At 30.8% G+C, this 13,130-nt stretch carries 10 protein-coding genes; 6 read left to right on the forward strand and 4 right to left on the reverse strand.

Annotated features, from left to right (window positions below):
• Positions 1-73: 73 nt before the first annotated feature.
• Positions 74-481 carry a helix-turn-helix domain-containing protein gene (locus GKZ86_RS10545; protein ID WP_154783071.1) on the reverse strand — a complete coding sequence of 136 codons (408 nt, stop codon included), beginning with the start codon at positions 479-481 and terminating at the stop codon, positions 74-76.
• Positions 482-688: 207 nt separating this feature from the next.
• Between GKZ86_RS10545 and GKZ86_RS10550 the strand changes: the two genes are divergently transcribed.
• A complete protein-coding gene (locus tag GKZ86_RS10550) occupies positions 689-1,009 on the forward strand; it encodes a hypothetical protein (RefSeq protein ID WP_154783072.1) in 321 nt (106 codons plus the stop codon).
• 180 nt (positions 1,010-1,189) lie between these two features.
• Here GKZ86_RS10550 and GKZ86_RS10555 read toward each other — a convergent pair whose 3' ends face one another.
• The 3 genes from GKZ86_RS10555 to GKZ86_RS10565 all read right to left on the reverse strand — a co-directional run bounded on the left by GKZ86_RS10555 (position 1,190) and on the right by GKZ86_RS10565 (position 8,513).
• Positions 1,190-2,122, reverse strand: coding sequence for an ATP-binding protein (locus tag GKZ86_RS10555; RefSeq protein WP_154783073.1), 933 nt, complete (start codon positions 2,120-2,122; stop codon positions 1,190-1,192).
• Positions 2,115-4,850 (reverse strand): N-6 DNA methylase, encoded by a 2,736-nt coding sequence (locus tag GKZ86_RS10560; RefSeq protein WP_154783074.1) that lies wholly within the window; start codon positions 4,848-4,850, stop codon positions 2,115-2,117. Before GKZ86_RS10560 ends, GKZ86_RS10555 begins: the two co-directional genes overlap by 8 nt.
• 222 nt (positions 4,851-5,072) lie before the next feature.
• The gene (locus tag GKZ86_RS10565) at positions 5,073-8,513 is read right to left on the reverse strand and encodes a methylmalonyl-CoA mutase family protein (RefSeq protein ID WP_154783075.1); all 3,441 of its coding nucleotides are present in this window, start codon (positions 8,511-8,513) and stop codon (positions 5,073-5,075) included.
• A 308-nt stretch (positions 8,514-8,821) separates the two neighbouring features.
• Here GKZ86_RS10565 and GKZ86_RS10570 point away from each other — a divergent pair, with 308 nt between their 5' ends.
• The 5 genes from GKZ86_RS10570 (at position 8,822) to GKZ86_RS10590 (ending at position 13,121) form a co-directional block, all read left to right on the forward strand.
• Positions 8,822-10,387 (forward strand): murein L,D-transpeptidase, encoded by a 1,566-nt coding sequence (locus GKZ86_RS10570; RefSeq protein WP_154783076.1) that lies wholly within the window; start codon positions 8,822-8,824, stop codon positions 10,385-10,387.
• A 264-nt stretch (positions 10,388-10,651) separates the two neighbouring features.
• The gene (locus GKZ86_RS10575; protein WP_154783077.1) at positions 10,652-10,993 is read left to right on the forward strand and encodes a hypothetical protein; all 342 of its coding nucleotides are present in this window, start codon (positions 10,652-10,654) and stop codon (positions 10,991-10,993) included.
• A 121-nt stretch (positions 10,994-11,114) separates the two neighbouring features.
• Positions 11,115-11,990 (forward strand): SGNH/GDSL hydrolase family protein, encoded by an 876-nt coding sequence (locus GKZ86_RS10580; protein WP_154783078.1) that lies wholly within the window; start codon positions 11,115-11,117, stop codon positions 11,988-11,990.
• Positions 11,991-12,144: 154 nt separating this feature from the next.
• Positions 12,145-12,561, forward strand: a complete 417-nt coding sequence (locus GKZ86_RS10585) for a cytochrome c oxidase assembly factor Coa1 family protein (protein WP_154783079.1) — start codon at positions 12,145-12,147, stop codon at positions 12,559-12,561.
• A complete protein-coding gene (locus tag GKZ86_RS10590; protein WP_154783080.1) occupies positions 12,558-13,121 on the forward strand; it encodes a hypothetical protein in 564 nt (187 codons plus the stop codon). The genes GKZ86_RS10585 and GKZ86_RS10590 overlap by 4 nt, the downstream gene beginning before the upstream one ends.
• The last annotated feature ends 9 nt before the right edge of the window (positions 13,122-13,130 follow it).

The raw sequence follows: 13,130 nt of genomic DNA on the forward strand, positions 1-13,130 counted from the left end.
ACTAAAATATAAAAAATAAGTTTAAAGCATAAAAAAAACCTTTCATTTCTGAAAGGTTTTGAAATTAATATCTTTATTTCTCTTTGAGTAATTTCTCTAAATATTCGATTTTGTCTTGTTCCGATTTAAGCAAACGTTCGTAAAGCTTTTTATTTTCTTCTACGGTTTCCATTAATTTATCTAATGGATTAAAAGTGCAAGTATTATAACTATTAAAATTATTATCCGAATCATTAAATGTATTAAAGTAATTAATCATACCTTCTTCTGAAAAACTTTTAATTGCTTCAACTGTTACACCAAGCGCTTTTGCAACTTCAATTAATTTTGCTTCATCTATTGTTTCGCTGTTTTCTAAAGCAGAAATCGCTTGTTGATTTGTTCCTAAAGCTTGCGCCAAAGCTTCCTGTTTCATATCACGAAGTTCACGAATACGGCTTATTTTTCGCCCTATATGATTTGGTTTTGTAAGTGTGCTCATAATTCAAAGATAATAATTAAGTGGAATAAGTGGCAAAATGTAAAAAACATATTTAACGCTGTACAAAACGGACAAAAATGATTTGGTACAGAACAATCAATTTCTTTCTTCGCCGGACAAAACAAAAGTACGATTTTTCTTTCTATAATTTTATAAAAGCCAAATTGTAAAACGCTTAACAAGATACAAATTAAAAATATACGCCTTATGCAAACAAATGAAACAGAAACTTTAGCAAGACTTAAAAAATTAACTGCACTACATTTCCGCACACTAAAACCCGCCAATGACAATTCTAAAAACTACATCGCTCAAATTGAGATTTTAAATTATTTTGAATTGGGTTGTGTTATAACTGATATGATAAAATTATGTATTTTGGCACTCGATCACGATATGCATAAAGTTGAAGAGAAGAAAAATCAATCTATAAATGTGAGTTTGGTTTTAGAAACTGTTTTGCAATTGTTTCCTTTAAGTGAAATGGAGTTTTTGAGTTGTGTTGGGGAGGTTGTTGATGGGGATTAAATTCGATTCTTGAATGCATTTATATTTTTAGATTCTGCTGGCGCGAGCGTCCCGCTCGTGCACATCAACTGAATTTTAATTTTGTTATATAAACTTTGGGTTCACGAGCGGGACGCTCGCGCTAGCAGGGGCGAGCGGAGAAACTATTTTTTTCCTAAACTAATCCAATTATTTATTTTCTCAATGAGAAATAATATATTTAGATAATTCTTCATCCTTTAATTCTCTAGCACTAGCTTGACTTCTGATATAAAACGCATTATATTCAGCTCCATTTTTAGGTCTTTTTCGTAAATAAACTGGGGTGTGGTGTTTTCCTTTAACAATTATACTGCAGACAGTTTTACCTTCAACAATATAAAATTTTATATCTGGCAGATTTTTCTGAAAAGCATTTCCAAATTTGCTTTCTACTAAATTATCAATTAATAATCTAAAATGATCTATTTTATTTCCTTCTTTTAAAGTATTAAAATCTCCATTTTCAAGACCAATTATATTCTGACTATCATCTACCCCAATTAAAAGCTGACCTCCTTCAGAATTTGCAAATGCTGCTAAATTTTTTAAAACATCAAAACGAAGATCTCTATTTTCAGTTTGTGCATTCATACAAAACTGAATAGATGATTTATATTCTAGATGTTTTCCTTCACCATTCTTAATAATTTTTAAAATTTCTTTTTCTTCATAACTCAGAATTCTTTGAGAGTGATTATTAGAGTAGTGCTCCAATTTCAAAAACAATCTATCAATTTCTTTAGATTCCTTTTTATAAACTTCCACCGTTTTTGTATTAAAAAACATTTTAATACCATCTAAAGCTTTTTCATCTCCAGTTAAAATAACTTTTGGAAGATCTGGATACTCTTGGTTTAAAAGTGTTAAAGCGGAACCAATAAAATCTTCTTTCTCAATTTTTTGATCATTGGTCATTAAACACTTAATATCTAAAATTACAGCCACAATTTCTAAATGTAATTCGGGAAGAATTTCTTTTAAATCTTCGAAACTTTTGCCCCAAGCAATTCTAAATCCTTTGTTTTGTGCTATAATTTTAAAAGTATCTTTAAACTCTTCTTTATCGTCAATCAATAATATACTTTTACTCATTTTCTGTATGTTTTAGAGGCAATTCAATTATTATATGTACACCTTTTTTAAAATTTTCATCAACTTTTAAAGAGCCTTTATGAGCTTCAACTATTTTATTTATATAGTATCCTCCGATACCTGTACCATTACTATCTCTTGATTTGGTCAAAATAGATTTATATTCTTTTTCAGTAATCGTCAATGGAAGTCCATTACATTTATAATCAAATGTTACAATTGCTCGATTTATATCAGTTGTAACATTAAATGATATCTTATTATTAGACGGCTTTTTAAAACTATGTTCTTTTGCATTCAAAATCAAAGTATTAATTAAATCCTCAATATGTGTTTTAGATAATTCAATCATTATTTCATCTCCAACAATTTCAATCGAGAAATTTTCATTTCTGTAATCATTCTTAATTTCATTTAATAGATTTTTAAAATCTATTCTAGAATATTGAAGATCTAAATTGATCGCTTTTTCAACATCCAATAAAATAGAATTTAATGTTTGTGCCTTTTTTAATGATATTTCTAAAATTTCTCCTAAATACATATTTTCAGGAACTTCAAAACCTTTTTTAGGGATCAATATTGGATCATTTTTATGATATTGAGTAAACTCGCTAAGATTATTTTTACTAACTATTCTATTTGCTTTATCTACTATAGTTGCAATACTTGTTAAGTTGTGTCTCAATTGATGTGTTAGTGTTCTAACAATATTTAATTCTCTTTCTTGAGCATCTTCAATGTAACCAATTTTTTTAAAACGTTCATCTACTCTTGCTCTTTCTGCTGCTATACTATTTGCTTTGTGAAATTCAATAAAATTATTTTGACTTACTAAATCTAGGATAGGAATTATTAATTCTTTTATTGAAGGAATAGTTAGAAAAGGCATAATTGATTTACTTAATTTCTTTTCTATTTGGTTAATTAAAAAATCACTATAAAATTGATAGTATAAAAATTCTAATGATATTTTATTATTAGATCTTGGGAACAACGCAATAACATTACTGTGCAAAATTATTCTTTCAAAACCTTTCGTTGGTTTAAAGTAAGTTGGCTTAATATTATCGCCAATTTTAGCTATTATTAAACACTCTTTTTCTATTATATATTTTTCATATTTAGGATTATCTGATTCTATGTAATCTTTTATATTCACTTTAGAGAGATACACATCCAATATATTTCTTTCTAAATTTTCTATTTTAACAAAAGGAATTCCATCGCTTTTATTCACATCTTCTTTATCTATTGGAGCAGTCCCAGAAATTAGAATCATCAAATCATGTAAATACATTGCATTTCCTGAAAGCAATAGTTTTCTTACCTCAATTAACTCATTTGTATATTTTGCAGGACTGAGATTGTTTAGCTCTAATAAATGATCTATTTGAACTACTTGAACAAATGGATTATTTATAAATTCTTCAAAATAAAATTCAAGTATTTCATTAACATCAATGCCAACATAATTTGTGTTTTCAGGTAAATTAATGAATTTTATTTTTCCTTTTTGATTTAACGTTTTTGATTTATTTAAAACTAAAATAGAGGCTTTTCCATTGGTATAAGGTTTTAAAGCACCATTTGGCAAAGATATAACAGCTTCAATAAAATCGTTTTTTATCAGGATATTTCTAATTTGCTCATCAACACCTGTTTTAAATAAAAAACTTTCAGATACTGTAAATACAGCTTTTCCTTTTTCAGAAAGTTTTGAAATACTAAATAAAATAAAAGCTCCAAAGCTCTTTGCTCTTTTTGGAAAATTATAGTCTATTAGATGTAAGAATTCAATAAAATCATTCACACTAATTCCTTCCATAGGAAGATCTCCAATTATATAATCATATTTTCTATCATTATGTAATTGTTCAAAACAGTTTTCCGCATTTATAGATGATGAAAGGTCGCCATTCATAATTTGATTCATGAATGATATTTGAGCAATTCTATAATTTATTTCAGAACCATAAATTTCTATTTCTTTTGAAATTCTAAAAGCTTCTGTCAAGAAACCTCCTGTTCCACAGACAGGGTCATATAATCTCCCCTTTTTAGGATCAAGTATTTTTGACATTAATTCAATTATAGGTCTAGGAGTTCTAATTAATCTGGTTTTTAAGCTTTCTCCATTATTAATCTCTAAAATATATTCAAATGCTTTACCAAATTCTTCATCTTTAAAATCACGAGTATTAAATTCACTTAACGGTTTAAGTAATTTATCAATTTTACTTAATGAATTTATTTCTAATAACCCTCGAAGATCTTCAAATATTTTTGAATCAAGATGTCTAGATTCATTTGATTGATAATAATTAAAGTTATAATGGACATCATTATTAAAACGATATAAAAATTCATTACCACTTATCTTGTCTATATTTTTTAGATCGCTAAGCCTTTTATAATAAAATAATGCCGCAATAATAAATTCAAGATCTGAGATATTATATAATCCTTTTAAATTATTGCTTAAATCCCAATAAGAAAAAAGTAGATTACTCCACTTAAGGTTACTTGTTAAAATTACATATCCATTAATATTATGAAAAAGTTCAGAATATCTTAAAACTCTTAATCTTATCTGTGATCCAGTAAGCTTCTTAAAATCTTCTCTTATGTATAGATTTTCCTCATTAATTTCTTTTGCAATTTCATCAAATGTTAAAGGTACGTTCTTCTTATCTAATAGATATTTTATTGACTCATGTAACTTCATAATTTATATTCTCTTAAATAAATATTCATAAACGTAAGTAAAAATAATTACGAAAGAGAGTTTTTTTTGATTAATATTATTTCCTACAGCTAATATAGACAAAGATTTTTCTATAAACTTGAGGAAAACCGTAAACGAGATAATTTAGTATAATCAATTTTATAAAAACAAAAAAACCTCCCATTTCTGAGAGGTTTTCCATATCATTAAAAAATAAAAAAATTACATATTCCTTCTATACTGCCCGCCAACTTCAAACAATGCCGAAGTAATTTGCCCTAAAGAACAAACCTTTGTAGCTTCCATTAAATGGTCGAATAAGTTTTCGTTTTTAATCGCAGCTTCTTGTAATTTGTTTAAATGCTCGTTTACTTTTGCTTCGTGAAATTGGTGCAAATTATCCAGCATCGTAATTTGGTATTGTTTTTCTTCTTCGGTGGCGCGAATTACTTCTGCCGGAATTACCGTTGGCGAACCTTTTGAACTCAGGAATGTATTTACACCCACAATTGGGAAATCTCCGTTGTGTTTTAAGGTTTCATAATACAAACTTTCTTCCTGAATTTTAGATCTTTGGTACATGGTTTCCATTGCGCCAAGAACTCCGCCACGTTCTGTAATTCTGTCGAATTCCTGAAGAACCGCAGCTTCAACCAAATCAGTTAATTCTTCGATGATAAACGAACCTTGAATTGGGTTTTCGTTTTTCGCTAAACCTAATTCTTTATTGATAATCAACTGAATCGCCATTGCTCTACGAACAGATTCTTCTGTTGGTGTTGTAATCGCTTCGTCGTAAGCATTGGTGTGCAATGAATTACAGTTATCGTAAATAGCGTATAAAGCCTGTAAAGTCGTTCTAATATCATTAAAATCAATTTCCTGCGCGTGCAACGAACGTCCCGAAGTTTGAATATGATATTTTAGCATTTGCGCTCTTTCGTTGGCTCCGTATTTGTTTTTCATGGCTTTTGCCCAAATTTTACGCGCCACACGACCAATAACCGAATATTCAGGATCAACTCCATTTGAGAAGAAGAACGATAAATTTGGCCCAAAATCATTGATGCTCATTCCGCGGCTCAAATAATATTCCACGTAAGTGAAACCATTTGAAAGCGTAAATGCCAATTGCGTAATTGGGTTCGCGCCCGCCTCTGCAATATGATATCCTGAAATCGAAACCGAATAGAAATTACGAACGTTTTTAGTAATAAAATATTCCTGAACGTCGCCCATTAATCGCAAAGCAAATTCGGTTGAGAAAATACACGTATTCTGCGCCTGATCTTCTTTCAAAATATCGGCCTGAACCGTTCCACGAACTTGCGATAATGTTTTTACTTTTATGTCATTATAAACATCCAAAGGCAAAACCTGATCTCCGGTAACACCCAAAAGCATTAATCCTAAACCGTTGTTTCCTTCCGGCAAATCGCCTTGGTATTTTGGGCGTTCTGTTCCTTTTTCCTTATATATTTTGTTGATTTTAGCTTCAACTTCTTTTTCTAAATCATTCTCCTTAATATAATACTCACATTGCTGATCGATTGCTGCATTCATAAAGAAACCTAACAACATTGGCGCTGGCCCGTTTATCGTCATACTTACCGATGTTAAAGCATGAACCAAATCGAAACCTGAATACAGTTTTTTAGCATCATCCAAACAACAGATTGAAACTCCTGCATTTCCAATTTTTCCGTAAATATCAGGACGAATATCCGGATCGTTTCCGTATAAAGTTACACTATCAAAAGCGGTTGAAAGTCGTTTTGCAGGTAATCCTGCGCTTACATAATGAAAACGTTTGTTGGTTCTTTCCGGTCCTCCCTCGCCCGCAAACATTCTCGACGGATCTTCGCCTTCACGTTTAAACGGATACAATCCTGAAGCAAACGGAAATTCTCCTGGAACATTTTCCTGTAAATTCCAACGTAAAATATCGCCCCAAGCTTCATATTTAGGCAAAGCAATTTTCGGGATTTGTAAATGCGATAAACTTTCAGAATGTGTCGCAATCTTAATTTCTTTATCACGAACTTTAAACGAGTAAACCGGATTTTTGTATTTGGCAACCTTTTCATCCCAATTCAGGATAATTTCCCAATTGTACGGATCTAAATCCATTTTTACTTTATCAAACTGATTCAGTAAAAGATTTAAAAAGATTCTGTTTTCATCATGTGCTTCAGTTGCAGTTGGCAAAACAGTTGAATCGTCGATTCCTGCTTTATTAATTTGCGGAATTTTCCCAGAAACCGATTCAATCGTTTTAAAGATTCCGTATAATTTTTGCGCTACTTTTTGTTGCGAAAGTGCGCTTTCGTCATAACTTCTGTTGTTCTCTGCAATTTCAGATAAATAACGTGTTCTGTGTGGCGGAATCACGAAGATTTTCTCGCTCATTTCTTTCGTAATCTGAAAAGTCGATTTTAACTCAGAACTTGTTTTTTCGACTACTTTATCCATAATCGCTTTATAAAGCGTGTTCATTCCCGGATCATTAAACTGCGAAGCAATGGTTCCGAAAACCGGCATTTCATCAGGATTTTTATCCCATAAATTATGATTGCGCTGATATTGTTTTTTAACGTCACGAATCGCGTCTAATGCGCCTCTTTTATCAAACTTATTTAAAGCTACTAAATCAGCAAAATCAAGCATGTCGATTTTCTCCAATTGTGTTGCCGCTCCAAACTCCGGTGTCATTACATATAAGGATACATCAGAATGGTCCATAATCTCCGTATCCGATTGTCCGATTCCTGAAGTTTCCAGAATAATCAAATCGTATTTTGCGGCTTTTAAAACCTGAATCGCTTCGGCCACATATTTAGACAAAGCCAAATTAGACTGACGTGTCGCCAACGAACGCATATAAACACGTGGATTATTTATGGCATTCATTCTAATTCTGTCTCCTAAAAGTGCTCCTCCGGTTTTTCTCTTCGAAGGATCGACAGAAATTAATCCGATTGTTTTTTCTGGAAAATCAATTAAAAAGCGACGTACCAATTCATCAACCAAAGATGATTTTCCTGCTCCACCAGTTCCTGTAATTCCCAGAACCGGAATTTTAGAATTGGTGTTGTTTTCGTGAATTTTATCAAAAACAGGTTTTGCAATTTCGGGGAAATTTTCTGCCGCCGAAATCAAACGTGCAATTGCTGTTGGAATTTTATTTTCGATATGATCGATTTCTCCGTTTAACTGATCTCCAATTGGATAATCCGAACGTTCTACCAAATCATTAATCATTCCCTGTAAACCTAAAGAACGGCCATCATCCGGAGAATAAATTCTGGTAATACCATATTCATGCAATTCTGAAATTTCGCTTGGCAGAATCACGCCGCCGCCGCCGCCAAAAATTTTGATATGCCCCGCTCCTTTTTCATGAAGCAAGTCATACATATATTTAAAGTACTCATTATGTCCGCCTTGGTACGATGTCATTGCAATTGCATTTGCATCTTCCTGAATAGCAGTATTTACCACTTCTTCGACACTACGATCGTGCCCCAGGTGAATTACCTCTACTCCGGTTGACTGAATAATGCGTCGCATGATATTAATTGCCGCGTCATGCCCGTCAAACAGTGATGCCGCAGTAACGATTCTTACTTTATTTTTAGGAATATATGGTTTTTGTTGTTCCATTTTATGAATATGATAATTTTAAGGGAGCAATTTACAAAATATTATAATATTTGGTTCTCGATCTTTCTTTTTGTTCATAAAAAAAATAATCTTTTTTTTATCTCAAGGGGTAACATTTTAGTTCCTTATCTGATTTATCTTATATAAGTCTTATAGAAATGTTAGCAACATGGCAATTTTGAAATATTTAAATTAAATACAACAACTTGTTTTCCAGCACTCTAAAGTAATTTAGCAATGTAGAAATGCCCCAAATTTTTACCCAAAACTTTCCTACCTAAAAAAGTATCACGTAAAAATTTAAAAAAATGAAAACATTATATCCATTCGCCATAATTATAGCTTCAAGCTTCTTTTTATCATCTTTCAACAGAACAGAAAACGACATACGTTCTTTTGAAAAAACTTCAACTATTGGAGCCGTTTATAACTCAGATTCTGATAATTTGGAGGAAGCTTCGAATCAATTCTTTAAAAGATATTCGGATTTAAAAAAATATAAATCTGATGTCATGTCTTTATACAAAAACAGAACTTTGGGAACTATTTGGTTTGATGAAGATGAGATCAATGAATTTGGTTCTGTTTTATACGAAAAAGCAAAAAAAACAAATGATCTTACTATTCCTTATCAAAAAGAAATTGACGCGCTTTTTTCTTCATCAGAAACAAAGCTATCCAAAACAGATGCTGATATGCTTTTAAGTTCTTTGTATATTATTTATGCTCAAAAAAGTAATTCAGATTCTAAGAAAAAAATATCTTATGATGATTCATTAAAAGATTTCCTGAACTACAGCACTATCGAAAAAGCAACTGCTTCAACAACCGAAAATGTTAAAGTAGAATACGATCAATATTACAAATTACAAGACGTTCTTAAAAAATATAAAAAATTAGACCACTCAAATAAATGGAAAACTATTGTTCCTGAAGAAGTACCATATAAAGATTTACGTCCGGATGCTGTTTCCAGTACGATATCACAAGTCAGAACTCGTTTATATTTATTAGGCGATTTAAAAAATGACTCTCAAAGTAATGTTTACGATCGTGAATTGATGGATGCTGTAATGAAATACAAAGTTCGCAACGGGTTTAAACCTAATTATATTTTATCTGAAGATCATATTAAAGAAATGAATGTGCCGCTTTCTGATAAAATCGAAACATTAAAACTGAACATGGAAAGATGTCGTGCTATTTCTGCTCAAATTGCCGGCAGCGATGAGTATGTGTTGGTAAATATTCCTTCGTATGAATTGTTTTATGTTAAAAATGGAAAAGTAGAATTAGTTTCGAATGTATTTGTTGGTGCACCATTAACTAAAACAACAATTTTTAACGGTGAAATTGACAGAATCGTTTTCAGCCCATATTGGACAGTTCCACAAAGTATTGTAAACAATGAATTAAAAAGTAAAATAGCTGCAGATAAAAATTATTTGGCTGAAAAAAATATGGAAATTGTAAATGGTCAGGTAAGACAAAAACCAGGGCCGGACAACTCTTTAGGATTGGTGAAATTCATGTTTCCAAACCCGGATGATATTTATTTACACGATACCCCATCTAAAACTTTATTTGATTTTGAAAAAAGAACTTTTAGCCATGGTTGTATAAACGTACAAAAAGCAAAAGAATTAGCTGTTGCAATGCTTAAAGATTATCCGGAATGGACTCAGGATAAAATTGATAAAGCGATGGCTGGTGAAAAAGAAAACAGCTTTAAATTAGCTAAAAAAGTTCCAATCTTTATTTCGTATTTTACTTCTTTGGTAAATGAAAATGGCGAAATTGGGTTCTTTCAGGATGTTTATGAAAGAGATAATGAATTAAATACTTTATCTACAAAAGCTATTTCTTCAAATTAATCCCAAAACATTCAATAACGTGTTTGGTAAATGACTTTTAAATAAATTAAATTTTTATAGGGTAATTTTAGATTTGATCTAAAATTACCTTTTTTTATGCAACTGTAAATCAACCTTAATCTATTTAATACAAATAAATTACGCGATTTCAAAAACACCTTAACTTATTAATCTAAAACCTTTTAGAGGTAAAAATAAAACTAAAATCATCGGACATTTGCATCATAATAATACCACTATTTTTTTAATTAAAAATTGATTATCATGAAAACAGAAAATATCGAAGGATTAACACTTTTTGAAATAAACTTATTGATTCAACAAGGCGGAAGATTTGTAATGTTTCCCAATTTAATGACCAAGTTAAAAAGTTCAACTATCTATTTTGTTCGCCCCGAAGAAAAAATACGCAAATATGCACTAAAGCATTTTTTAAAGAATTTTGCAAACGGTTGGCGTACTTTTCCTTTAAGACCCTTTTATGCCTCAAAGTCTTTATTTTATTTAGCCATTGGCGGTAGAGATTACACCCACAATATACTGGCAGATTTAAAACAAATAAATCCGGTTTACAATCCTAACTTATATTGCCTACAATACATTTAACACCCTTTTTGCCCTAACCTATAATTATTATACCTTTTTTAGGTAATCATTCAAATGAGTTAAAAAGAAATTTGCGGGATTTTTCTATGAAAGTCGCAATCAATTTTTAACTCATTTACATATGAAAAAAAACATTCTTTTTTTAAGTTTTGCTTTAATCCTCTTATCTTCCTGTAACAAGAAATCTGTTCCTGCAGATAATTCAACTACTTCTCAAGAAACCTTTACACATCCTAAAGCACCAAAAGCACAAGGTACTCCACGCATATTATTTATAGGAAATAGCCACACAGAATATTTTGTAAGCACGCCTATATTATTTAGTGAACTTTGTAAAGCCAATAATCAACTTATGGATATTGATCAATTAATTACAATGGGTGTTTCTATTGATGAAATTTATGCTGATCATGAAGCTGAAGCTGAACAAAATTTTGCTGAAACAGACAAAGATGGAAATTATTATGATTACGTAATCATTCAGGAATCAACTCCGGTTGCAATTGCAGAACCGGACAGATATCAGGAAAATGTAAAAATGATTGTTAAAGAAATACATAAAAATAGTCCGGATGCGGCACTTTACATATACGAAGGAATGTCTCCAATTGCATTTACTGATCCTGATTACAAAGAATATTATGATGAAATGCGCAACAACGCGATTTCAGTAATGAAAAATACTAAAAATGCCGGCTTATTAAGAGTTGGCGATGCTGTTAATGATGCCTATAACGGAAAAAATGGTTATAAATATTTAGTTGGAAATAAGGATAACCTACGTTATGGACAAAATACATTACACCTTTTAAACGATGGAGGTTTTATGCAGGCTGTTTTACTTTATGCTACTATTTTTGATAAAAAACCAAGCATTCCAACAGAACTTACTTTGAGTACAGGAACCGGAGACAATGACGACATGAAAAAACAAGACGTTAACAAAGCAATAAGTAACCCTAAGGCTTTAGAAGAAATTGCTTTTAGCAATCGATAAATCTTAACACACAAAAATTAAAAATCATCTTATAAATTATAAGGTGATTTTTTTTATAAGATAAGTACGTATTTCTTTGCATAAAATAGTTTCCGTTTGATTTGAAAATTAATATCTTTCAGAAAATTAACTTTAATCAAAAACTAATTTCTTTATGAATGATGATTATCAACCTAAAAAAAGCTGGTGGGACAGAAACTGGAAATGGTTTGTACCAACTGGTTGTTTGAGTTTATTGGTGCTTTTTGGTTTATTTATTGCCGGCATTTTCTTTGGAGTTACTTCAATGATGACAGAATCTGATGCTTATAAAGGCGCTTTAACTGAAGTTAAAAACAATAAAGAAGTAAAAGAAAAACTAGGAAGTCCGATTGAAGGAGACGGAATGGTTTCAGGAAGTATTAATATGAGCAATGATACTGGCAATTGTGATTTACAGATTCCGATAAAAGGGCCAAAAGGAAAAGCAACTTTATTTGTTGTTGCCGTGAAAAAAGGAAAATGGAAATACAACGAATTATCGGTTTATATTGATGCAACCGATGATGAAATTGATTTGTTAGAGAAATGAAAATATTGCTATTTTTATCCTTAATTTTTCTTCATTGCACTTTTGGATTCGCTCAATCTGATTCAAAATATGCTTTTTATGCCAGTAAAATAACATCATTTTCAAAACCGTTTAGAATCTTATCTCAAAACGTTGATGCAGTCGGAAATGGCACTGTCGAATTTACAAACGCAAAGAAACAAATACTTCGTTTTCGATTATACAATCACAAAGTCAAGGAAGCACTTTGTAAAATCGCTTTTGAAATATTTTATTATGAAAAAAATTATTTGAAAAAAATTGAATCGCTTGATATAAATGGAAATCTAATTGGGTGTAATTTAAAACAATACGGAGAAGCTATTACAGAATTTATCATCGAAAAACCAGGTTTATACCTGAAAAAAAAGAAACTAATCGATGATGCTGAAGGAAACATTGATATGAAAGATGACAGTAAGGAAAAAATCATCAGAATAAAATTATTCGATGTCAATAATCTTCAAATTATACAAAAAGAACCTGCTTATATTTCAAGCAAAACCTATTATGATAATTCAAATAGAATGTATTGGCCGTGATCTGAAATT

The organism is Flavobacterium sp. LC2016-13, from assembly GCF_009707955.1.
In the GTDB taxonomy this organism is placed as follows: Bacteria; Bacteroidota; Bacteroidia; order Flavobacteriales; family Flavobacteriaceae; genus Flavobacterium.